The 22,339-nt window shown below is 48.6% G+C and carries 19 protein-coding genes and 8 tRNA genes; 7 read left to right on the forward strand and 20 right to left on the reverse strand.

Going from position 1 to position 22,339, the window contains the following annotated elements; genetic code table 11:
• The 3 genes from N8M53_RS07910 to N8M53_RS07920 form a co-directional block, all read right to left on the reverse strand.
• The gene (locus tag N8M53_RS07910) at window positions 1-768 is read right to left on the reverse strand and encodes a glucosaminidase domain-containing protein (protein ID WP_269578381.1); all 768 of its coding nucleotides are present in this window, start codon (window positions 766-768) and stop codon (window positions 1-3) included.
• Window positions 769-863: 95 nt separating this feature from the next.
• Complete coding sequence (locus N8M53_RS07915; protein ID WP_269578382.1) at window positions 864-2,156, reverse strand: ATP-binding protein; 1,293 nt, start codon at window positions 2,154-2,156, stop codon at window positions 864-866.
• Window positions 2,157-2,189: 33 nt separating this feature from the next.
• Complete coding sequence (locus N8M53_RS07920) at window positions 2,190-2,897, reverse strand: response regulator (protein ID WP_077607423.1); 708 nt, start codon at window positions 2,895-2,897, stop codon at window positions 2,190-2,192.
• Between the two features lie 249 nt (window positions 2,898-3,146).
• Between N8M53_RS07920 and N8M53_RS07925 the strand changes: the two genes are divergently transcribed.
• Window positions 3,147-3,734, forward strand: a complete 588-nt coding sequence (locus tag N8M53_RS07925) for an outer membrane beta-barrel protein (protein ID WP_269578383.1) — start codon at window positions 3,147-3,149, stop codon at window positions 3,732-3,734.
• A 473-nt stretch (window positions 3,735-4,207) separates the two neighbouring features.
• The gene (locus tag N8M53_RS07930) at window positions 4,208-5,395 is read left to right on the forward strand and encodes an MFS transporter (RefSeq protein ID WP_269578384.1); all 1,188 of its coding nucleotides are present in this window, start codon (window positions 4,208-4,210) and stop codon (window positions 5,393-5,395) included.
• 148 nt (window positions 5,396-5,543) lie between these two features.
• Here N8M53_RS07930 and N8M53_RS07935 read toward each other — a convergent pair whose 3' ends face one another.
• The 6 genes from N8M53_RS07935 to N8M53_RS07960 form a co-directional block, all read right to left on the reverse strand.
• Window positions 5,544-6,428 (reverse strand): sterol desaturase family protein, encoded by an 885-nt coding sequence (locus N8M53_RS07935; protein ID WP_269578385.1) that lies wholly within the window; start codon window positions 6,426-6,428, stop codon window positions 5,544-5,546.
• Window positions 6,429-6,602: 174 nt separating this feature from the next.
• Entirely contained in the window at window positions 6,603-7,160 is a 558-nt protein-coding gene (locus N8M53_RS07940; protein ID WP_332301572.1) for an epoxyqueuosine reductase QueH, read from the reverse strand.
• Window positions 7,161-7,370: 210 nt separating this feature from the next.
• Window positions 7,371-7,640 carry a hypothetical protein gene (locus tag N8M53_RS07945; RefSeq protein ID WP_269578387.1) on the reverse strand — a complete coding sequence of 90 codons (270 nt, stop codon included), beginning with the start codon at window positions 7,638-7,640 and terminating at the stop codon, window positions 7,371-7,373.
• Between the two features lie 255 nt (window positions 7,641-7,895).
• On the reverse strand, window positions 7,896-9,332 hold the full coding sequence (locus N8M53_RS07950) for an esterase-like activity of phytase family protein (RefSeq protein WP_269578388.1): 1,437 nt from the start codon (window positions 9,330-9,332) through the stop codon (window positions 7,896-7,898).
• Between the two features lie 61 nt (window positions 9,333-9,393).
• Complete coding sequence (locus tag N8M53_RS07955) at window positions 9,394-10,269, reverse strand: hypothetical protein (RefSeq protein ID WP_269578389.1); 876 nt, start codon at window positions 10,267-10,269, stop codon at window positions 9,394-9,396.
• Between the two features lie 979 nt (window positions 10,270-11,248).
• A tRNA-Ser gene (locus N8M53_RS07960) sits at window positions 11,249-11,339 on the reverse strand.
• Between the two features lie 182 nt (window positions 11,340-11,521).
• Between N8M53_RS07960 and N8M53_RS07965 the strand changes: the two genes are divergently transcribed.
• The gene (locus tag N8M53_RS07965) at window positions 11,522-11,881 is read left to right on the forward strand and encodes a HopJ type III effector protein (protein WP_046075234.1); all 360 of its coding nucleotides are present in this window, start codon (window positions 11,522-11,524) and stop codon (window positions 11,879-11,881) included.
• A gap of 72 nt (window positions 11,882-11,953) precedes the next feature.
• On the opposite strand, the gene N8M53_RS07970 is transcribed toward N8M53_RS07965, so the two are convergent.
• A complete protein-coding gene (locus N8M53_RS07970) occupies window positions 11,954-12,940 on the reverse strand; it encodes an arginine deiminase-related protein (protein WP_269578390.1) in 987 nt (328 codons plus the stop codon).
• Window positions 12,941-13,271: 331 nt separating this feature from the next.
• Between N8M53_RS07970 and N8M53_RS07975 the strand changes: the two genes are divergently transcribed.
• Entirely contained in the window at window positions 13,272-14,243 is a 972-nt protein-coding gene (locus N8M53_RS07975; RefSeq protein ID WP_269578391.1) for a sensor domain-containing diguanylate cyclase, read from the forward strand.
• Window positions 14,244-14,269: 26 nt separating this feature from the next.
• Here N8M53_RS07975 and N8M53_RS07980 read toward each other — a convergent pair.
• From N8M53_RS07980 to N8M53_RS08010, 7 genes are all read right to left on the reverse strand, one after another.
• Window positions 14,270-14,345, reverse strand: a tRNA-Gly gene (locus tag N8M53_RS07980).
• Window positions 14,346-14,382: 37 nt separating this feature from the next.
• Window positions 14,383-14,459: transfer RNA gene (locus N8M53_RS07985), tRNA-Met, on the reverse strand.
• A gap of 36 nt (window positions 14,460-14,495) precedes the next feature.
• Window positions 14,496-14,571: transfer RNA gene (locus N8M53_RS07990), tRNA-Gly, on the reverse strand.
• Window positions 14,572-14,608: 37 nt separating this feature from the next.
• Window positions 14,609-14,685: transfer RNA gene (locus N8M53_RS07995), tRNA-Met, on the reverse strand.
• Window positions 14,686-14,721: 36 nt separating this feature from the next.
• Window positions 14,722-14,797 (reverse strand) — tRNA-Gly (locus tag N8M53_RS08000).
• A gap of 37 nt (window positions 14,798-14,834) precedes the next feature.
• Window positions 14,835-14,911: transfer RNA gene (locus tag N8M53_RS08005), tRNA-Met, on the reverse strand.
• Window positions 14,912-14,939: 28 nt separating this feature from the next.
• A tRNA-Cys gene (locus tag N8M53_RS08010) sits at window positions 14,940-15,013 on the reverse strand.
• Between the two features lie 325 nt (window positions 15,014-15,338).
• Here N8M53_RS08010 and N8M53_RS08015 point away from each other — a divergent pair.
• Window positions 15,339-16,847, forward strand: a complete 1,509-nt coding sequence (locus N8M53_RS08015) for a M28 family metallopeptidase (protein ID WP_420066577.1) — start codon at window positions 15,339-15,341, stop codon at window positions 16,845-16,847.
• A 124-nt stretch (window positions 16,848-16,971) separates the two neighbouring features.
• Here the strand turns inward: N8M53_RS08015 and N8M53_RS08020 are convergent, their stop codons facing one another.
• The 3 genes from N8M53_RS08020 to N8M53_RS08030 form a co-directional block, all read right to left on the reverse strand.
• Complete coding sequence (locus N8M53_RS08020; protein WP_420066578.1) at window positions 16,972-17,607, reverse strand: alpha-ketoglutarate-dependent dioxygenase AlkB family protein; 636 nt, start codon at window positions 17,605-17,607, stop codon at window positions 16,972-16,974.
• Between the two features lie 47 nt (window positions 17,608-17,654).
• A complete protein-coding gene (locus N8M53_RS08025; RefSeq protein ID WP_420066579.1) occupies window positions 17,655-18,263 on the reverse strand; it encodes a 2OG-Fe(II) oxygenase in 609 nt (202 codons plus the stop codon).
• 121 nt (window positions 18,264-18,384) lie between these two features.
• Window positions 18,385-19,680 (reverse strand): NAD(P)/FAD-dependent oxidoreductase, encoded by a 1,296-nt coding sequence (locus N8M53_RS08030; protein ID WP_269578392.1) that lies wholly within the window; start codon window positions 19,678-19,680, stop codon window positions 18,385-18,387.
• Between the two features lie 294 nt (window positions 19,681-19,974).
• Here N8M53_RS08030 and N8M53_RS08035 point away from each other — a divergent pair, with 294 nt between their 5' ends.
• Window positions 19,975-21,018, forward strand: coding sequence for an ABC transporter substrate-binding protein (locus N8M53_RS08035; RefSeq protein ID WP_269578393.1), 1,044 nt, complete (start codon window positions 19,975-19,977; stop codon window positions 21,016-21,018).
• 169 nt (window positions 21,019-21,187) lie between these two features.
• The gene (ltaE, locus tag N8M53_RS08040; protein WP_269578394.1) at window positions 21,188-22,198 is read left to right on the forward strand and encodes a low-specificity L-threonine aldolase; all 1,011 of its coding nucleotides are present in this window, start codon (window positions 21,188-21,190) and stop codon (window positions 22,196-22,198) included.
• The last annotated feature ends 141 nt before the right edge of the window (window positions 22,199-22,339 follow it).

Below are 22,339 nucleotides of genomic sequence, written 5' to 3' on the forward strand. Positions count from 1 at the left end.
CTAGTCGTTATTGGATGAGGAGGATGGCTGGTCGAGCCTATCAAGTTGGTTGTGGCGGATCATCGCTTGTAACTCGTCCACATAGGCTTGGCCTCGCTCCGAATAGCGTACCAACCCATTGGCAAGTGCTGCACCTGACAGCGGTTTATTCTGCTCACGCAGGTTGGCGCGGATCTCGCGTAGCCCTTGGTAGGCGGCATGGGTATTCAAGTTGTTGACGTAGCTTTGTACCGAGGCTTGCGGGTTATCAAAGGCTGCGACTTCGTGCACTTTCCCTTCCGCACGTTGCTTGGGCACCAGTCCACAGCCTTTACTGAAACACCACTGGCCGAAGTAGTTATTCCCTTCCCGTGCAAACCGCGACGTGCCCCACGCACTCTCATTGGCTGCCTGCGCTAACACTAACGACGGCGGAATGATATCCACCCGTTGGATCAGTGCCATCCAATCCGCGTCGTGGCCGACATCAAAGTCTGCCAGTTCATACTGTTCGGCAAGTGCTTGGACGCGCTTTATTTCTCGGCTACTTAACTCACTCTTACGTGCATGCCATGCCAGTAATGCGGTGCGATCCGCCAGTATTTGGCTATTAATGGCATTAACCACAGGGGTGAAGTAATCAAAAAACGCCTGCTTGCGCTCTGCCCCAGCGGCAAAAGATTGGAAATCAGGAACAAGGGGAGCCTGGGGGCGCTGACACGAGATCAAAATAGTGATGGTCACAGCAAAAATAGCCATGCCGATAAAGACGAAGGTACGATGTTTCATAGTGCCCCTAGTGTTGTCGATGTGGGCGGTATTATACGCGAAATACCTGATGGCGACGAATGCCGCCCTTTCAGCTTAGCACTGGCAGCGTGACATCATGTTTTCATGGGCAAGATGACCCGAAAACATGCGCCACCTAGATCACTATGGTCAATCTCAACATGGCCGCCGTGGCGGGTGACAATTTGTTTGACGATCGCAAGCCCCAAACCATAGCCGGAACGCTTTTTATCGCGGGAACGATCCGCACTGTAAAAGGCATCAAAGATAAACGGCCAGTGTGATGGGTCAACGCCCTCACCATCATCGTGGACCGCAATCACCAGCTGCGTGTCCTCACAATACACACGCACGGCTATTTGACTGGTCGCATACTTCTCCGCATTACCAATTAAGTTGGTGAGCACCCGTTTTAGTAGGTGTGGATCCGCCTCAATACTGGGCAAGTTTTGCGGGGCATCCAAGCTCACGGACTGAGTGCTCAGCGTTTGCCAACGCGGCCATTCCTCGTGTAGCCACATCGCAGTATTCAATGTCTCCGAGTTAAAAGGTGTATTGGGGTGATCGACACGTGCCAAATAAAGTAGCTCGTCAATCAATCCTACCATTTCATCTGTATCTTCAACGATGCTGACGATTCTCTGTTGCTGCTTGGGGCCCAGTTGGCTCTCACTCAACAATTCAGCTTGCCACTGGATCCGAAATAAAGGCGAGCGCAATTCGTGCGCAACCGCATTGGTTAGCGCTCGACGACTACTGACCAAACTAGCAATTCTGTCTGCCATATGATTAAAGGTCGCGTTTAAACTACCCACGGTATACTGACTCTTTGTTGACGCCCGCGCTTCTAAATTTCCGCTGGCAAACTGGAGAGCCGCTTGCTCGAGTGACCGTACTCGGCGGCTGAGAAACCGCACCATGAAAAAACTGTAGAGGGCGAAACCAAAAAAGAGAAAAACGAACAGCAGATCTTCATTAAACTCAATTGCCCCGTGTAGCTCGGAATCCACCGCGGTTCGTAAGCTGTAGATTTGCTCCTTATCGGCGAGGCGGAACCATAAGGTTTCGTTTTTATCGTCAAACACCGCGGAAGGATCGAGTTGGTGGGAAAATACCCCATTCAAATGGGACGGAATCGTGCCAAGCTGGTGTACGGATAATGAATATTCGACGTTATCGGCATAGCCTTTTAGCGCGCCTAAAGCCTTTTGTGTTCCGGCCTGTGACTCAATCAACGCTAACATATCAACGACACTTTCAGCCTGTCGCTTCGCCAAGGTCGCCTCATAGTTTTCCGTCAGTTCATACACGAGGTATTCGTAGGTCAATGAGCTCACCATAAAAATGACGATCAGCCCAAAGAAGAATTCTAAATATATCCGACGCATTGCTCACCACTCATACATATTTCTGTTATGCATTTACCATGCATCAGGCACAAATAAGTAACCTTTTCCGCGCACTGTGATAATTTTTTTGGGATTGGAGGACGTATCACCCAGTTTTTTTCTCAAGGTCACAATTTTATTATCTACCGTTCGATCAATACCGTCATACTCAATACCACGTAATGCGCGCGTTAACGTATCTCTTGTATGCACCTCGTCAGGCTGACTTGCCAGGTGCCAAAGCAATGCAAATTCACTGTCTGTCAACGCGATGGGCTCATCGTCTAGCGAACAATAGCGTCTCGCCTCATTGAGTGCCAACACACCATAATTAAGAACACTGGGTTTGGACGAGGAGACCGCAGTGTCGTCTCTAAGCTGGCGCAGTTGCACTCTTACACGCGCCATCAGCACCCGAGGTTTAATCGGTTTACTGATAAAATCGTCCGCGCCAACCTCTAGTGCTGCCACATGATCAAAATCATCATCACTAGCCGTTAGCATCACAATTCTGCCTCTAAATCCATCACGGATTTGTCTGCAGATTGTCAGCCCATCATCACCGGGTAGCATTAGATCGAGTAAAACCAAGTCAGGTTGTGCGGAAATAATATAGTCAGCCGCCCCTGTACCTTCAGCAAGTGCTGTTACGCGATAGTCTTGTGCATCAAAATACTCTGTCAGCATTTCTCGCATTTTGGGGTCATCTTCAACAACCACTAAGTGCAGTTTCTCTTCCATTAACCTTGACCTAGAAAAATAAGCAAACCAAACGCTTTGGCATAAATCATTAAAAACTCAGTGCTTCTACAGATGTAGATACCACGACAGTTATACGACAAATCATGACACTCTGCAGATACATTACCGCGCTCATCAGCCGTAAAGTACCACTCAAACGTTCCCCCTTTAAGCGAACGTTCCCAAAAGCAATGACTATAAGTCATACGTTCTTAAAAAACACCTACGACAAATAATAGGTTCTTTACAATGAAAAAATTAGCACCTTTAGCTTTACTGATTCTCGCGCCAGCAGCTTATGCCTCACCTTATATGGGGATGGAGTTTGGAGCTGGTAGCTCTGATGTGAGTGGCTTAGATAGCAGTGAATTTAAAAGCGATCTCGAAGATTTAGGGACAGTAAAGCTTTATGGCGGTAAGTATATCAGTGACTCAGTCCGCGCCTATGGATACTATCAAACCGGTGCGTCAAGCAAGTCAACGATCAAAGCTGCAGATGAAGAGCTTTCTTTAGAAAATACTGACTATCAATTCGGTATGGGCTTAGACTATATCCATGAATTTACTGACAATTTGTACGGCATTGCGGGTGGTACTCTAGGCTACCAACGCAGTAAGCTAGAAATTAAGGACAAAGATGCTCAGGGGACTGACACCTACAACCTCAGAGACTCTGGCCTAGCGAGCGACATCAATCTCGGACTTGGATATCGTTTTGACTCCGGTATCGCTTTGGAAGGCGGCCATAAATACGGCTTAACGAAACAAAAGTATGCGGAAGATATCTCCTTCAAGAACCCAAGTGTGTTTTATCTCGACGTTAACTATAAATTCTAACAAACGATCATAGACGACAGTTGGCTAAACGTACTCGTACAGACCATTTAAGATAAGACAAAGACACTATCTCGACCCTTATCCAAATAGGCATCCACTCCGTGGGTGCCTATTTTCCCTTTAGGCATTTTGTATATCAGCTTTCAATCGGCCCTAATCAACCCCTTTTAGATCTGCAACGAAACAGTGAGATAGATAAAAATCACCTCTAGCTGCAAACTCGTCCACCGATTAATACGGTGGCTAATTCGTACTGCTCTGCAACATAGTTTATTGTTTAGCCTGTAAAAAATACTTGCCTGGGCTTCTACCTGTATTTACTAACTATTGCTTTCGCCTAGAGTAACATCTTGTTACATTCCTAACACATCATACAGTTGCACGCTTTACAAGGGTTATTATCCCATCGTCATCTGCGCTTCAATTGACGACTTACCTCGCGACTTTTTAAAGACTCATACGCTAGGCTACCCATGAAAAATATTCTATTTTTACCTGTTGCTATGTTTGCATTCGGGATGGATGCATATGTCGTGGCGGGCATTATTCCGGAAATTTCCACCAGCTTTCACATCACAGAAGCACAAACCGCACAGATGGTGACGGCCTTTACGTTGTGCTACGCCCTTTCCGCACCAGTACTCGCGACATTATTGGCCGGCTTTCCGACTAAAAAAGCGCTCGTACTATCAATGTTGGTGTTTATCGTTGCAAATCTCGCCACCATTTTCAGTACGCACTTAACCATGTTACTGGCAAGCCGCGCGTTAGCCGGCATAGGGGCAGGCATTTTCTCGCCTTTAGCGGCGGCGAGTGCCGCCTCTTTGGTGCCTGCAGAAAAGAAGGGGCGTGCATTAGGGCTGTTGCTGGGTGGCATGAGTGCGGGTACCGTTGTCGGGGTTCCCACCGGTCTCGCTCTCGCCACTTGGCTTGGATGGCAAGGCGTGTTTGCCGTCGTGATCGGTATCGCGATCATTGGGCTGATTGGCGTGGTGCTGGGTGTTCCTCAGATCTGTGTCGCCCCGCCACCATCGCTAAAAGCACGCGTCGCGTTACTCGCCAGTCGGTCCGTGTCTGCGACTATTAGTGTCACCTTCTTGACGGCTGTCGCCAGCTTGGGGCTCTATTCTTATCTCGCACCTGTGATTACGGGCATCACACAACAAACCAACCTCACGCCCTATCTATGGGTTTGGGGTCTAGGTGGCATGATAGGAAGCTTCACCATCGGACATATCATCGACTGGGTAAAACATCCAAAGGCAATCCTGCTCGGCGTGCTGACGCTAATATGTGTGGCTATCTTTAGCATTCCCAATAGCTTGAGTACTCCGAACAGTTTGTCGTTAACCTCAATAATGGCCTTTTTGCCATTCTTCTTGTGGGGCGCCGCTGGTTGGTCGTCGCTTGCGCCACAGCAACACACGCTGATTAGCCTCCAACCGGAGCACAGCGCCGCGGTGGTTGCACTGAATAGTTCTTCAAACTACTTGGGAGGTGCGGTGGGTACCCTATTAGGTGGTTTGTGGCTCGGCCACGGCCTTTCGGTGACTCAGCTTGTCTACGCTGCCGCCGCGGTAGCGGCTGTTGCTATCATTATTCAAATCGGGATTCTACGCCGTGACGCTAACTCCGTGACAAAGGAGTGCAAAAGCACCTAGCCTGGTAACATTCAACTCGGCTCATCGCTCAAACGTTACGCTTACTCACCGCCATATAGACAGGAATACTGCAGGTGGTGTTGTTCGCATCTGGTAATAATGAGCTATATCCTCAGAATGTTTTTGCTTGCAGCAAGGTAGCAACCCACTACGTCTTACGTGATGCATCCTCATGTGTCGTGTGACTTTGTGCTTGTTCTGGCGGTGCAAACAAGCACTGCCATCGTTGTCGGAAACTCAGATCGGGCTGCGTGGCGTCTCGCCACATTTGTTGCCATTCTGCAAAGGTCACCACCAGAGGGTTAAAGCTGTTCACTGGCTTGGGGATCCCATAGCGCACCGGCTCAGATTCCGGCTCGAAGGTGCCAAATAACTTGTCCCAAATGATCAAAATGCCTGCGTAGTTTTTGTCGATGTACTGAGGATTTACGCCATGATGAACGCGATGATGAGACGGGGTATTAAAAATCCACTCCACAGGCCCCAGTGTCTTTATCCATTGAGTGTGAACAAAAAACTGTAACCCTAAATTCAGCAGTACAACAAACACCACCCATTGCGGCGGAAATCCGATCACCACCAGCGGCAGCCAAAACAGCCACATCCCTGCCAGCGGGTACATTAAGCTTTGGCGAAACGCGGTACTAAAGTTCATCCGCTCTGAGCTATGGTGCACCACATGCGCCGCCCACATCCAGCGCACACGATGGCTAGCACGGTGAAACCAGTAATAACAAAAATCCTGCGCGATCATCAGTAATAAAAACAGGCTTACCGACATCTCAATTTCAAACAGCCGCCAGCCAAACCACCACAAATACACCTTGGCAATCAGCAACCCGGTCAGTAAATCTGCAGCTTGATGCAATCCCGCTAAGGTAAAATTACAAAGCACTTCTGGCACGTAATAACGGGCATTGTCACCCAGCTTTCCGTGGCGCAGCGCCACCCAGTACTCTCCCAACATGCATAAGAAGAACACGGGAGCCAGCACAAGCAGTAGCCATTCGGGATGGGAAATCAGTTCGGTCACGGGGCCTTTATCGCACTATACAATTTATTAACATGTTAGGAGGTTCTGCCCAACCTGTAAGGAAAAGCATCACCAAGCTGTTAGTTTGCGCACACATTGCAATGCGGTGGGTGTTCTTCATCAATGGTGAAAAGCGCCCAAACGGAACCTTTCACTATTGTCAGCAGTTTAATTTTAATCGTCGCCGTAGTATTGCACGCCGAGCTTAATTCGCTCCCGTCCTTGCGCTAGGCGGTGTTTATTTGTATCCCGTAGCGAATAAATACACCCGCAGTATTCCTGCTGGTAAAAACGCTCGCGCTTGCTGATTTCTATCATGCGCTGGCTACCGCCTTGCTTGCGCCAGTTGTAATCCCAGTATTGGACATCTGGATAGGGAGCCGCTGCGCGATGGCCACAATCATTAATTTGCTGCATGTTCTTCCAGCGCGAGATACCCAGTGAACTACTGATAAACCGGAAACCATGTTCGGCGGCATATAGCGCTGTACGCTCGAATCGCATATCAAAGCACATGGTACATCGTATTCCGCGCTCGGGTTCAAACTCCATCCCCTTTGCTCTGGCGTGCCAGTTATCGGTGTCGTAATCCATATCGATAAACGGCACGTCATGGTCTTCTGCAAAGCGAATATTCTCCTGCTTGCGAATTTCGTATTCTTTAGCAGGATGTATGTTGGGATTATAAAAAAAGATGCTGTAACGGATCCCACTCGCTTCAATGGCTTCCATCACCTCGCCCGAACAAGGGGCACAACAAGAGTGAAGCAGTAACTGGTCGTTGTCGCGATCAAAGTCAGGCGGCAAAGGCAATGGCGTACGTGTAAATTCAGACATGACAGTTCCGTGTTCATAATGCTCAAACAAAAACGCGAATATTCATATATTTGCGTATCAAGGTGAATTCTAGCACGCCATCGCCCAACTTTTCAGGCAAGGTTATTACCCCAATGGGTTTTTGCGGTTTTTATGATCTATACGCACCTCACTGGCCTGCATGTGATGCTCACCAGTGACCTCAACGTTCATGCCAGGTTCAAGCTCATCAAGCATGTCAGGGTCAGCCATAACTTTATAAAGACCATCACTGGTGGATACCATCATGTGGTCTTCTGCGATGTCCGTTACTTGCCCGTTTACAACGCTGGGTTGCGCATCGGCCAACACACCAAAGCTAAAGAAAAAACCTAAAAGACAGAGTAATGTTTTCATGGACGCTCCTCTTTGTATTCGCAATCCGCAGAAAACAAAGTAAAGAACAAGGGGGAAATAGTTGCCAGTGAAATACTCATTTCGTACGGCCGAAATCAGAGTAGCTCAATGGAGCTTTTCTTACCCATTACCACAATAAATCGCAGCGAAAATTTCGCTGCTCAGGGGGGGGGATTATAACATCTATCTTATAGACTAAGTTCGGTTCGCCGGATGGAAGTCGCCCGGCTCTCGGGCGACAGATACATAAGGGTGTCACTGAGTGAGAAGGTCTACCTCGACGAGGTATAATCGATTGCCATCCACAGTGTTGGTATCCAGCATCTTCTGTTCCAATTTACCGCTTGTGGCCCAGGTGGCAAAGTCATCGTCATTCAATACGCCTAGGTGACGGTCATCAATCACCCATAGCCCTTCCATCTTATCGTGTGGATAGCCTACTTTAGCAACCATATCTATCACTAGGGATTTACTAACAGGCGTGATTCCAGCTTCAGATAAAGCACCCCAACCCTGTTCGAGAACAATCTCCTCAAGTGTTTTCCCTGATAAAGTAAGGCCAAGCTCAGTATCCTGCTTAACATCACCGCTACCTGTGAGAGTTTCAAGGTTGGTTCCGGAGGTAAGATCAATGCGATAGATATGCTTTTGTGCATCTGGAGTGGCAGCTTGTTCACCGTTAGGACCACCGTAGAGAAAGCTCCCATCACGCTCGATCACCAGAAATTGTGTATCGCTCAGCGCAACAATTTCGGAGTTCGAGTTCTGTGGTTTCTCCTGACGGTAGAGGTATTGCCCGATGTTACCGGATTCAAGATTAACGGTCACGATACGGGTAATGTCTAGGTCCTTTACAGCGTTATCGGGGTTATACAACGTTGATTGCATAATTCCTACTAGGGTTTTCTCATCCGGCGTAATAGCCAGTCCCTCCATTCCTCTATTGGCTCGCCGGGTACCGAATTCAGCAGGCAAGGTCAAGTCAACCCGCTCATCGTTGGCAAAAGCATTTATACGGCCAATCTCCCGGCCTTCAGCATCAAAATGGACAATATGTGGACCATACTCATCGCTGACCCAGAAAGTACCGTCCGATAGAGCCACTAGCCCCTCTCCATCTAGACCATAATCATCAAGCAAAAACGTATTGGTAACTTCATCATATGATTGACTGTCATTTTTGAGAATCGGTCGGCCGTCAGCATGGTACGGCGTTTCACCGGTTCCACCCAAGTCAGAGGTATTGGGTAGCCCAGTGATCAGGGACCCATCGGGACGTTTAAGCAGAATCGTATCGACTTGCTCAATTTTACCGTTCGACTTTACCTCAAATAATCCAATGCGTGGGGTATAATCCGGTGTTGGGAATATTTTTCCTTTACCGTGGTTGCCTTTGAACTTAGCATTAGGGCCTCGATCAGTGAGAGCATAAAAGCGGTTAACATCTGAAGGATGGGCTGTCATTGCCGAGCCGAAGCCACCATTACGAATCTCAATAGCCTGCTGAGACTTGGCGTCAATGAGATCATTCCTCAACACGTCGTAAGGCAGAAACACCCCCTCCTCCGGATAGCTATCAAACACGGCTGCGCTGGCGTCTCTTGTATTACTTTTGCTGTAATTACAACCAGCGAGCACGAAAGATGCCATAAGAGGCGCCAAGAACAGTTTATATTTATTTATCGACTTCATTGTCTATTTCCTTTTATCGCGTAAAGATCACAATACCGCGTCCTATCCCTTAAGCTATGCCTCACTGGCAAAATGAAGGGTCAAAACCATATACGAAAGCCGTCTTAGTCTGAGAACCTGGGGAAACCCATGGGGACAAGGATTTGAGCACATCGAAGGCCTTGATCGCTCTGTTAACAACCTTCCGAGTGTAACCAGCAGATCCATCCTTGTAACGGAATGACAGCTCGGCCACCAACGGTGACTGAAAATCCAATGGCTCCTCTTGATACCAGAGGGTTACACTGATCTCGGCATCGTGCTGACCTAAGTCAATTTCCATTCCTCGATAAACATGCTCATGAATCACTAGGTTGCTCACCAGCGAGAGCACCTCCTCGTCAGGCAGCCCATAGTGGTTCTCAAAGCCGGGAAAATGATGATTTATGTCTCTTATTTTGTTGATTTTTCGTGAATTAGGGGTTTTGGTGGAGTGGCTATATACCACTTTAAAAGGGTCGGTTGCGGTAGACCCTATATCAGATTCCAGCTTGGTTTCGGCACCAGAAGTAGAAGACAACACATCCTCAAAACTCGCAATGTAGCGATCCCAACTGCGAAACTTGAGAGTAACGTTCGAGAGACCATTGTCTATACGCTCGCGAAAAGAATAGCCCGACTTACGAAGCTGACAGGTGCCCTGGATATCAAAAAATCGCACACTGCGCTGCTTAGCTAAGTAGGCATGACCAGAAACATCACGCGAGATTGCCGACTCGATTTGCGTTTCTGCCATTGCCAACAGTCTCTCGATAGAGAACGCTTCGTTCTGGTAGGTAAATTGATTTGCATCCAGCATCACCTTGTATTCTCGAGAGGTGACATCAGGGGTAGCCTTCACCATGCAACTCATCAATATCGCACTTATCAGAACCATGAAGCGGCGACAGGCGTTCATAACTTCCTCCTTGATATGTAACTAGGCCAACAGCCTAGTAGAATCAAAAAGATAGAGCCCCAACATGACAAGTACTATAACGTCGTATGACGATGCCATGATCAATTCATGACACCACTGAATCATGTAAATATTTGAATCGATTGACATAGCTACAATCGCGGCGACCCGTACACTACAGATAACAGCGAATAGTCACCTCAGCTACATCTGACACTCTCAAACCTTTTCGCTGGACAGTAAAGCGAACAAACAAAATTGTGAAATGAAATAAACCAATAAATATAATGACTTACAAGACTAACAGTCTGTTTGCATCAAGCAATCAGACGCTCGCGTCACACGCCGCTAGTCCCCTACTTTGATCTCGTAAGTGGTAAAGCATTCATCCAACATGTCTGTTTTAAATACTCGTCGAGCACGTTGCGTTAAAAACCTAGAATCCCGACGAGTGTGCAGTAAATGAAGATAAATAACCTGATGACCAAGCTGTTCAGCGCGCAAGAGTAGAAACTTAAACACGTGCCGCCCAAGTCCCCAGTGCGTGTTATCCAACACGATCGCCAATTCAGCCCCCATTTCCGCACGCTGAATACCACACCATCCTACGAGACAGTTGTTAACACTCACCGCCCTAACCAAACATCCGTCTTGAGCATCAATGTGTCGTTTCTCTCTCACCCATGCTTTGATGCTCTGTGCATCAAAGGGGCATGTTCGATAAGATGCTGCCGAGTGCTGGGTTTATTGAGTATGGGGATAAAGTCGTTTGGTGTGATGGCATCGAGTGGTAAGTAATTAATCATCATCACACGCCAGTATTGGGGCAACTGTAGGGGGCGATCGACGTCAAGAATCGCCAGAGCAAGCTTACGGTATCAAACAGAAGAGGCAGGATCAGAACAAGGTGCTGAATGGTTGATGGGATCTGTCTGTACGCGATCAAAAAAGCCGCTGATTTCTCAGCGGCTTTTGAATGTGGCGGAGGGACAGGGATTCGAACCCTGGAAGGGCTATTAACCCTTGCCGGTTTTCAAGACCGGTGCTTTCAACCGCTCAGCCATCCCTCCGAACAGGGTGGTATACTAATGTTGAGCTTGGTTGATGTAAAGTACTGCAACAAAAATTTTGGTTTAAGTGATGGATATTTATCCATTACCCACTCTACTTGGCTTCACATTGGCTAAACAAGTTGGTACAACGTGCATATACTCTCGACGAGAGCTCGCATGTTATTAACTCAGGAACCGACATGACCTTAGACAGCTTTCTCGCCAAGGTAACGCAAACACCCGATATGGTAATGTTTGACGAGACAATGGCGGTGATAGATGCACATTACGACTACGCCCCTACTCGCTTTACCAATGGCGATCTCGCCAATAAAGCAGGCCAAAACACAGGCTCTTGCAAAGTACTCGCTTTTTGTCAGCTTCATGAGCTCACGGAAGCGCAGACGCTCGCTTGCTTTGGGGGGTATTATCGCGAGGACGTACTCAGTAACCCCTCTGGTACGGACCACAAAAATATCCGAAATTTCATGGTCACTGGGTGGAAAGGGGTATCATTTGACAAGATGCCACTTAAGGCCAAAACCCGCGCACACTCATAGCCTGAATAGCAATGTGAAACGGCGACCATTCGTCGCCGTTTTGCTTATCAAACCGACGTTTAACCAAGGCCTTTAACCCGATATCGCGGCTTGGTGACGAGGCAGAAACACTTCTCCCATCATACAACGCACACTTCCCCCACCCACGGTTTCAATGGTATTGACATCGATAGGCACCAATTTTCCAAATTGGCGCAGCGTGCGTTTTTGCTCTTCAGTAAATGCACTGTAGGCCGACAGTGACATGACGATTAATGATTCACCGTAGCGATTGCGCAATTGTAAAATATTGCCACAGAGCTGATTCATTTGTGATTCACTGATAGATACCAAGGTTTTATCTTGGCTCAGTGTGTTACACACCAGGTCGCGCTGCCCAGCTTCTATCACCTCATCGCAGACAACGGCAAATTCTTCGCCCACCGCCATCATCACATTGGTATGATAAACCGGATTGCCATCGCTCATTTCAGTGTTAAAACTCACGACTTGTCGCATGCCTACCTTTGCTGCCCACTCAGTTAGCAGAATACTGTCACAGCGGTGTGAAAGCGCCGCGTAAACACGCTGGTTGAGATGGTCAATCACCATCGCGCCCGTACTTTCAAGAAACGCATCGTCCTTGTCATGACACTTCACTTTGTGTACGTGATTGACGGCATAGCCTGCACGATCTAATGCAGCCATTAAGCGCTCGGGTTTCACCTCTAGCTGGCGGTTTGGGCATGCCATGGGGTAGAGGTAGAGTTCGCCACTGGGTAGCGTACTAAACCAGTTATTGGGAAAGACCGCATCAGGCGTCGCAGGATCAGATTCTGGGTACTCCATGACCACCACATCGATCCCGTGACGACGGAGGATCATCACCATGTTATTGAATTCTGCCATCGCGCGCGTTTTCACTTCTTCATCCGGCAGTGATGGTGCATGCTGAAAGCCATTATCCTCACTCGTTTGTGCATTAAACTTAAAATGAAGCGGGGGCACCATCACCACAGCAGACGCCGCATGCGGATGAGTCAGCGGATATTGGGTATCACAGCTCGCTAAAAACGCCATAAGCAAACCTTCTAAAAACAACAAGTACTAAGAGTATAGAGCCGCTGTCACGCACGCGATCAAATCGGGTGCGTCACCGTCTCTTCCAACAGTGTGAATACTGAATAAGCGATGGAAAATATCATTGAAACAAGTTTTTTACAAACTGAGTTTGTCACCCTTTCGCCCGGTTAAAATCGTCGACAATCGGAAATAAACTATCTAGATGAATTTTAATAACTTTTTACACAAAGCACTCGCGTTTGTCACGATATTCACCGCCACTCTCAATTATTGCCCCTGGTCTATGCGTGGTTAGCTACAATAGGAGTAGCGACAAGGAGGAAAAGGCATGGAACCGGCGCGCCCCACTCACAATGAGCAGCAAAGACTACACGCATTACACGATCTAGGTATATTGGACACTGGACACGAAGACAGATTTGAGCGGATTGTCAGAGTCGCGGCATACGTCAGTGACTGTCCCGTTGTCGCGATTAGCTTGGTCGATGAACAGAGGCAGTGGTTTAAAGCCAAGCGTGGTTTAGCCGTCAACCAAACAAGCCGCAGCGAATCGATTTGTGGTCATGCTATTCAGCAGTTAGAACCATTAATTGTTGAGGATACGCACAGTGACAGTCGCTTTGCTGATAACCCGTTGGTAACCGGCCCTCCCTATATCCGTTTTTATGCAGGCTTTCCCTTTAGTCTGGATAGCGAACACCTGCTTGGAACGCTTTGTGTCATCGATCATCATCCTCGCGAGCTTACGGATGCCTGTCAGCGCGCGCTGTCAGACCTCGCGCGTATCGTCGAGCATGAATTGATAATGACGCAACAAAATGTCATTGATCCGCTCACAGAGGTATTCAATCGACGTGGCTTTTACCGAGAAGTAAACAGTTATCTAACAGACGACGTTGTCATTGAAGACCAACATACGTTATTACACTTTGATGTTCGCCAGTTACAAGGCGTCAACCAGCGCTATGGCAAGCATGCGGGCGATAAAGTCCTGAAAGAGTTTGCTGGATGTCTAACGGATGTGTTCGGTGACTTAGGCTGGATTGGGCGTCTAGAAGGTTGTGAGTTTGCGGTATTATTGATCCAACAGGATGTCGATGCGGTCGAAGCACAACTGGATCGTTTCTATCTCAAGCTTTGCCGCCGACTGTCTATCGAGCGCTATCCGTTTATTTACTCAGTCGGCCTTGCCCACTTCTCTCAGATTGATGAAACCGTCACGCTAGAAGCAATGCTTCTGGACGCAACAACTGACACGAGGAGCTACACGGTTCCTGAAGAAACGCGTCATATTGGATAAATGCGGTGAGGGAAAAGCATGAAGATTGGAGCGACATACGAGGTTCGAACTCGTGACCTCGACCTTGGCAAGGTCGCGCTCTACCAGCTGAGCTAATGTCGCTTTATGCAATTAAGCGTTGCATGACGCTGTGTAAAATTGGTTGCGGGAGCCGGATTTGAACCGACGACCTTCGGGTTATGAGCCCGACGAGCTACCAAACTGCTCCATCCCGCGTCCGTAACATCAATACTGCTTGATGTGGGCAAAACTTGGAGCGACATACGAGGTTCGAACTCGTGACCTCGACCTTGGCAAGGTCGCGCTCTACCAGCTGAGCTAATGTCGCCTTATGCAATTAAGCGTTGCATAACGCTGTGTAAAATTGGTTGCGGGAGGCGGATTTGAACCACCGACCTTCGGGTTATGAGCCCGACGAGCTACCAAACTGCTCCATCCCGCGTCCGTAACATCAATACTGCTTGATGTGGGCAAAACTTGGAGCGACATACGAGGTTCGAACTCGTGACCTCGACCTTGGCAAGGTCGCGCTCTACCAGCTGAGCTAATGTCGCTTTATGCAATTAAGCGTTGCATAACGCTGTGTAAAATTGGTTGCGGGAGGCGGATTTGAACCACCGACCTTCGGGTTATGAGCCCGACGAGCTACCAAACTGCTCCATCCCGCGTCCGAATTTTACTGTACTAAGAGAAACATGGAGGCGCGTCCCGGAGTCGAACCGAGGTCCACGGATTTGCAATCCGCTGCATAGCCACTCTGCCAACGCGCCTTGTCTTGGCTGCCTCTTGAGTACGGGGAGGCATTCTACGGATTAACGTGATCGAGTCAACACTTATTATTTAAAAAAAGTGTCAGCTGCCTGTTTTGCAAACGAAAACATCAAAAACCATCCAGTTTGCGGATCTTTTCAGCATGGTTTGCCTTTTTATTCTTCACCCACCCTTTTTTATCTTCACCTCACCCCTATTAACATTTTTATGACAAGTTTTGTGTCCGCAATGTGTTTGTCTTAATTTTTAAACACTATGTCTTTTTCCTCTACAGTGAATGGGTTGCAAGGAGTAACGCGACGCTATTCAAATCAAGGAGGAAACATGAAATACAAAATGACAACGCTCGCTTTCGTGCTGGCCACCAGCTTTGCCCACGCGGGTCAAGACGACGATAAAGTCTGGATCTCCATTGGCGCTGATGCACGACAAACGGCACATCACGCCGGTGCCAGCCCGATGTTGTCTCACGCTGTTGCAAGCAATGGCAAAGCATGGGTAGGTGAAGTCAGTGAATCTCAACTGGCTGCGCTGTCTCATGAGATGCATGAAAATCACCACCGCTGTGGTGGCTACATCGTGCACACCTCAGCACAAAGTGCCATGGCAGCCAGCAACATGCCGGTATCCCGCGCAAGCTTTACGCCACCAGCTATCAAGCAGCAGGCGCTCGTGACCCCTTGGCTAGAACAAATTCAATCAAGTTTAATCGTGAATACCATCGATCGCCTGACCGACTTTCCAAACCGCTTCTACACCACCACATCGGGCGCACAAGCCTCCGATTGGATAAAGACACGGTGGCAATCACTCGCTCAGGGGTTAAACAATGTGACGATCTCGCAAGTGTCCCACAGTGGTTATAATCAATCGTCGGTGATGATGACTATCGAAGGCACAGAAAGCCCTGATGAGTGGGTTGTGATTGGTGGGCATCTCGATTCCACCATTGGCGCACGCACAGACGAGCAAAGTATCGCGCCTGGTGCCGATGACGATGCCTCCGGGATTGCAGCAGTGACAGAGATCATCCGTGTTTTGTCACAGAATGACTTTCAACCCAAACGCAGTATCGCCTTTGTCGCTTATGCCGCCGAAGAAGTTGGACTTCGCGGCTCGCAAGCCATCGCCAATCAGTTTAAACAACAAGGCAAAGATGTGCGTGGCGTATTGCAGCTTGATATGACCAACTACCAAGGCTCAGCCGAAGACATTGTCTTTATTACCGATTATACCGATAGCGGGCTCACCCAGTATCTCACTCAGTTACTTGATACCTATTTGCCTACACTTAGCTATGGCTTCGATACATGCGGATATGCGTGCTCTGACCACGCGTCTTGGCATCAAGCTGGCTATCCCGCAGCCATGCCATTTGAAGCAAAATTCAATGACTACAACCCCAATATTCACACCCCTCGAGACACGCTCGCCAACAGTGATAGCGAAGGACGTCATGCAACCAAATTCACTAAACTCGGCCTGGCTTATACGGTAGAGCTAGCTAACGCAGACTCGCAGCCTAACCCAGGTAATCGCCTCACACTTGGGCAGCCTATCAACAACATCTCAGGCGATCGTGGCAGCGAGCGCACCTATCGCTACCCGTTAGAGACCACCAGTGATGTCGTCATCCGCACCTACGGCGGTACAGGCGATGTGGACCTTTATGTCAAACAAGGTGGCCAGGTCAGTTCTGATAATTGGGACTGTCGCCCCTATCAAGGCGGAAATAACGAAATCTGCCGGTTTGATGGCGCATCACCAGGCGAGTTTTCAGTCTTGCTTCGAGGCTATCGGGATTACCAAGACGTCAGCTTAATTGTTGAATAACTCCCGAAAAAGCGGCGACCGTATAAGTCGCCGCTTCTGAACGCTGATGGGGTCGAGTGTCGCTCATCTTTGTTTACTGACATGCTGATGCAGTGCTAGCACCATTCAGACCCTGCAAAATGCGTTAGTTATTTGAAGGATGGAGGAAGCGAAACGTGAGGTTAATACGTTCACCTACCGGCTTTTTCGTCTTGGGTAGGCTATGTTGCCAATGTGTTTGGGTCGTGCCTCTCATCACCAGTAACGATCCGTGATTCAATAAAACCTCACGCTTTTCTTGCCGTTTAGGATGACGAAAAAGAAAACGACGGCTCGCGCCCAAGCTGACAGAAGCAATCGTAGGTTGCTGCCCCAGCTCGGGCTCATCATCTCGGTGCCACCCCATGTAATCGCTGCCGCTGCGATAGCGATTTAACAGGACGGTGTTAAAGGAAGTCTGACACTGTGCCTCTACCCAGCCTTTGAGTTGGCGCAAAGGGTGAGTCCAAGCCAGCGGCTGAAGCGTTAGTCCACTGTAGGTATAAGGATAATCACCATACCATGCCAATAAACGTGGCTGCATCACGGTGCGGCCAAACAACGAAATCGGCAATTGTTGCCAGGGCGTTTGTGCGAGTAAGGTTGAGAACAATGAGTCTGAACACCCCGCTGATAACCACTCAGGCCACCAATCCACCTGAGCATCAGGCATGTCAGTGATCGGCTGGCTATCAAACGCCACATCAGAAAAGAAACTTTGCTGCTCGGGAGAGCGAGCCATATAACACTGCCTCGTTGAATACTGTTAGACAATGAGTATGGCTGTCGTTAGCGGATTGGATCAACTCGCTGACCGCTCATACCATTCAGTCGATACCACCCTGCAATACTAAAACGCTGTCTTTTTGCCGGAAGTACCTCATGGGGGAACGCTTCGGATAAAAACGTCACCAATCGTCCCGCTTTCGGCCATAGGGTTTGCCGATGACTACCGTCAGGGTTGTAAATGACGATTTCGCCCCCGTCTTGTTCAGACCAACCTTCATTAAGGTACAACACGGTGGTCACTTTACGGTTTGAGCGACCTTCGAAAGCATCATAATGTTTGGCATAAAAGTCACCAGGGTTGTACTTGGCAAAATGCGCTTCATATTCAAACAGCCCCAAAAAAAGATGACGATTAAATGCCTGCTGAAGAACGGCCATTTTTGCTAATAATGCATCCACGGCAGGCTGGCGCCCGCGCTCTAACCAGTGAATTTTATCCCGGCGAATTTGCGTATTAGTATGCTGTTTTTGTTCGCGCCCAATAGTGGCTTGCGCCCATTGGGCGGGTAGGCATGCGTGCAAGTCATGCACTTCTTGCGCTGACAAAAACCCGTCACACACACTGAGTCCATGCGTCGCAATATCATCGATGATAGCCAGGTTGATCAAACACTTGTCTCCGCCTCAAAATGGAGACGTTACCTTACTGTGTTTAACCGGTAGGACAACATGTGTTATTTATCGTGACCATAAGCACAACTAATCGATAGCGTCATTCCCTCTCAAAATATCAACCGAGCAAATCCTCGAGTTTTGCTTTCCAAATCGCGAGCGCCAGCGCTGGGCTACGGAGCATTTTTGGCGTGGGTATCCAGCCATGCTTTAGACGAGCAAATACATCAAAACGGCTGGCTTGGCCATCGATGGCCTCTGCAACCACCCGTCCCGCAATATTGGTTAACCCAACGCCATGCCCCGTATAACCATGTGCGGTATAAATATCATTGCCTAAATGCGCAATGTGCGGCATATAACTACGGGTCACGGCAAACATCCCGCCCCAGTGATAGTCCATCTTTACCTGGCTCAGTTGAGGGAAAACCTTAGTCATCCGACGGTGGAGCCGCTGCGCCGAATCCTTATACTCGTGATTAAAGGGATGGTTGACGCCACCAAACAATAAGCGTCCATCGACCGTGGGACGGAAATAGTCTAAACAGTTGTTAAGATCGGACATCGCCATACGATTGGTAATTGGCATACGCTCACCGAGCGGTTCGGTAACCGCAATAAATGACGCAACGGGCAGAACCTTGGCTTGCGCTTGGCGGTGTAATCCCTCTAAATAGGCGTTACAGGCAAGCAAAACTCGGGGCGTATTCACTCGACCTTGAGGCGTGATCACCGCATGAGGCTGGCCTTTGACCAAACGTGTGGCAGGTGTGTGCTCATAGATTCTCACCCCCATTTGCTTAGCCGCGCGGGCAAGTCCCAGCGTGTAGTTCAGGGTATGAATATGCGCACTGTTAGGGTCATATAACCCTCCGAGGTATCGATCAGTATTAGCAACCTCCGCCACTTGCGCTTTGTCCCACCACTGGGCATCAGGGTACTGATAACGCCCTTGCTTTAATGCATGCCAGCTTTGCAGCTCCTTTTGCTGCGCGGAATTTAAAGCAAGCTCGATATAGCCCGGTTGAAAATCACAGTCAATCTGGTGATGCTGGATCCGTTCGCGAACGATATCGACCGCTTCCACCGACAAGTCCCACAACTGTTTGCCCCAAGCTTGCCCATAGGTCTCGTCAACTTCTCTCAGCCCAAGGCAATACCCCACGAGGCATTGGCCGCCATTACGTCCGGAACCTCCCCACGCCACTGTTTGTGCGTCTAAAACGGTGACACTGTAGCCACGCTGTCGCAATTCAATGGCGGCGTTCAGGCCAGTTAAACCCGCACCAATGATACAAACATCTGCCTCTTGTGTGCCTGCAAGTTCAGGAAATGACAGCGTTTGGTTTTGGGTTGCGACATAGTAATTTGTCGCCGCGTTGAAGTAATTATCAGGTCGAACAGTTTTGACCATGCTCTCAATGGTTACTCTTAGTATCAAAAAAGAAAGGGTATAAAAAAGCAGTCTCGTTTCGCGCCATCACACGCTCAGAGGCGGCAAATATTGGCACTGTCCTCCCTCTCTGGCAAGCCATTATTCTCGTCACTTTACCCTACCATTTGGGGGAAATGACACTGGTTATGCTAACGTTAGCAAGGTATTGCACCCTATCAAGGTTGGTAAAAAAAACTCGTTGACACTAAGGTCAAGTACAATATGATGCGCTCGACGTGTACTCGGCCAGCAAGCCATTGAAGGATCATGACAATGACAAAAATTTCTCACGGAATCACCGCCACAACACTTGTGCTTTCAGCCGTCTTTGCAAGCGGCGTTCATGCAGAAGATAAGGTACTCAACCTCTACAACTGGGCAGAATACATGCCAATGGACGTGATTGAAGCGTTCGAAGAGGAGTATCAAGTCGACGTAAATTACTCGACCTTTGAGAGTAATGAAGCCATGTATGCCAAGCTCAAACTCCTAAATAGCGAAGGCTACGATCTGGCATTTGCCTCAACCTATTTCATTGAGCGAATGGTCAATGAAGAGATGCTCGCCAAAATTGATAAGAGCCAAATTAGCCATTTTAATCAATTGCGCCCAGGGCTACTGGGTCAGCCTTTTGACAAAAACAATGACTATTCACTGCCGTATGTGTTTGGTGTTACTGGCATTAGTTACAACAGTGATTATGTCGATGGCAGTAAAGTGGCCAAGTGGGCTGACTTATGGCGCGACGACTTCAACGGCCAAGTCATGCTATTGAATGATGTGCGTGATGTGTTTGGCATGGCGTTGAAAGCGCAAGGCCACAGCATTAACAGCACTGATGAAGCGGAAATTAAGCAAGCCTACGAATACCTACGTGAGTTACGTGACAATGTCGTGGTATATAACTCTGATGCGCCGCATGTACCGTTCGTGACCGGTGAAGTGAGCATTGGCCAACAGTGGAACGGCAATGCATACATGGCACAACAAGAAATCGAAGGCATTGAGTTCGTCTACCCACAAGAAGGGGCGATCTTATGGATGGATAACTTTATCATCCCAAAAAACGCAGAACACAAGACCTTGGCACACCAGTTTATCGATTTTATGTATCGTCCTGAGAATCAGGCGAAATTGGTGGAAGAGTTTGGTTATCCAGCCCCGAATACCAACGCAGCTGAGTACCTAGAGGCCGAGCTAAAAGAGAACAGCACCATCTTCCCATCCGATGAAGCGGTTAACAAAGGTGAATTCACCAATGATGTCGGTGAAGCGGTGAAAATCTATCAAAAGTACTGGCAGATGTTGAAAAGCTAATCGCGCGCGTCTGTGATAACAAACGGTACCAAGGCCTCATAGGAGGCCTTTTTTATTATCCAAGTCAGTAACCCACACTTATCGCTATTTTTAGTGAATGAGTTTTTGCTATGCTCAGACGTAAACGCGCATCACCCACTTAAATAACTGACGACAAGGACGTTACCCCATGATTGACTTTCGCTCTGACACCGTGACCCAGCCCGATGCTTCCATGCGAGATGCTATGGCTAACGCCCCTGTAGGCGATGATGTGTATGGCGACGACCCGAGCATTAACGCGCTGGAAACATGGGCGGCTGAACGACATGGTTTTGAAGCCGCACTCTTTACCGCCTCGGGTACCCAAGCCAATTTATTGGCCCTAATGGCGCATTGCGAGCGCGGTGATGAGTATTTGTGTGGTCAGCAAGCGCACAATTACAAATATGAAGCAGGCGGTGCTGCTGTACTGGGCTCGATTCAACCCCAGCCTATTGAGAATGAGTCAGATGGGACCTTATCTTTCGATAAAATCGCCGCGGCTATCAAGCCTGATGATTTTCATTTTGCCCGTACTAAGTTGCTCAGCTTGGAAAATACCATTGGAGGCAAAGTGTTACCTTTGTCCTATTTAGCCAAAGCACGAACATTTTGCGACCAACATCAACTGCAGCTACATCTTGATGGCGCTAGGGTTTACAACGCGGCTATCGCACTGGAGGTCGACATTAAGGCGATCAGTTGTCACTTTGACTCGATGACGATTTGTCTATCCAAAGGGTTAGGCGCACCTGTCGGCTCACTGCTACTCGGCTCGAAAGCCCTGATTAGCAAAGCGCGACGTATTCGTAAAATGTTAGGTGGCGGAATGCGTCAAGCGGGCATATTGGCTGTTGCCGGTTATAAAGCACTCACAGAAAACGTTGAACGCTTGGCGGAGGATCACGCTAACGCGCATTACCTCGCCAGTGAGCTGGAAAAACTGAATGGTTTTTCCACCAGCGGCTATCCTGTGCAAACCAACATTGTTTATGTCGATGTGGCTGAAACAATCAATCGAACACGCCTGCAAATGCGACTGATGGAAAAAGAGGTTCGCGTCTCACTGTCCGGTAGTCCAGCCCGTTTGGTGACACACAAAGACATCTGCCGCGCAGATATCGATACCCTGATTGCCGCGATTAAGGCATCTCACTAAGCCGTTCCAACGCACAATTGCACCGGGCCTAGCGGCCCGGATTGTACATAAAACCACCACACAACTCAAAACTGTGACCCTATCGCTGCTTTCTCCACCAAGGTCACTAAAACAATCACTTACAGCCGCTACACTGAAGTC

The organism is Salinivibrio kushneri (assembly GCF_027286325.1).
Lineage (GTDB): Bacteria > Pseudomonadota > Gammaproteobacteria > Enterobacterales > Vibrionaceae > Salinivibrio > Salinivibrio kushneri_A.

Excerpts from the sequence above, each read along its gene's own strand:
- N8M53_RS07910 (WP_269578381.1), bottom strand. The coding sequence starts at position 768 with ATGAAACATCGTACCTTCGTCTTTATCGGCATGGCTATTTTTGCTGTG.
- N8M53_RS07915 (WP_269578382.1), bottom strand. The coding sequence starts at position 2,156 with ATGCGTCGGATATATTTAGAATTCTTCTTTGGGCTGATCGTCATTTTT.
- N8M53_RS07920 (WP_077607423.1), bottom strand. The coding sequence starts at position 2,897 with ATGGAAGAGAAACTGCACTTAGTGGTTGTTGAAGATGACCCCAAAATG.
- N8M53_RS07925 (WP_269578383.1), top strand. The coding sequence starts at position 3,147 with ATGAAAAAATTAGCACCTTTAGCTTTACTGATTCTCGCGCCAGCAGCT.
- N8M53_RS07930 (WP_269578384.1), top strand. The coding sequence starts at position 4,208 with ATGAAAAATATTCTATTTTTACCTGTTGCTATGTTTGCATTCGGGATG.
- N8M53_RS07940 (WP_332301572.1), bottom strand. The coding sequence starts at position 7,160 with ATGGAAGCCATTGAAGCGAGTGGGATCCGTTACAGCATCTTTTTTTAT.
- N8M53_RS07945 (WP_269578387.1), bottom strand. The coding sequence starts at position 7,640 with ATGAAAACATTACTCTGTCTTTTAGGTTTTTTCTTTAGCTTTGGTGTG.
- N8M53_RS07950 (WP_269578388.1), bottom strand. The coding sequence starts at position 9,332 with ATGAAGTCGATAAATAAATATAAACTGTTCTTGGCGCCTCTTATGGCA.
- N8M53_RS07955 (WP_269578389.1), bottom strand. The coding sequence starts at position 10,269 with ATGAACGCCTGTCGCCGCTTCATGGTTCTGATAAGTGCGATATTGATG.
- N8M53_RS07965 (WP_046075234.1), top strand. The coding sequence starts at position 11,522 with ATGACCTTAGACAGCTTTCTCGCCAAGGTAACGCAAACACCCGATATG.
- N8M53_RS07970 (WP_269578390.1), bottom strand. The coding sequence starts at position 12,940 with ATGGCGTTTTTAGCGAGCTGTGATACCCAATATCCGCTGACTCATCCG.
- N8M53_RS07975 (WP_269578391.1), top strand. The coding sequence starts at position 13,272 with ATGGAACCGGCGCGCCCCACTCACAATGAGCAGCAAAGACTACACGCA.
- N8M53_RS08015 (WP_420066577.1), top strand. The coding sequence starts at position 15,339 with ATGAAATACAAAATGACAACGCTCGCTTTCGTGCTGGCCACCAGCTTT.
- N8M53_RS08020 (WP_420066578.1), bottom strand. The coding sequence starts at position 17,607 with ATGGCTCGCTCTCCCGAGCAGCAAAGTTTCTTTTCTGATGTGGCGTTT.
- N8M53_RS08030 (WP_269578392.1), bottom strand. The coding sequence starts at position 19,680 with ATGGTCAAAACTGTTCGACCTGATAATTACTTCAACGCGGCGACAAAT.
- N8M53_RS08035 (WP_269578393.1), top strand. The coding sequence starts at position 19,975 with ATGACAAAAATTTCTCACGGAATCACCGCCACAACACTTGTGCTTTCA.
- ltaE (WP_269578394.1), top strand. The coding sequence starts at position 21,188 with ATGATTGACTTTCGCTCTGACACCGTGACCCAGCCCGATGCTTCCATG.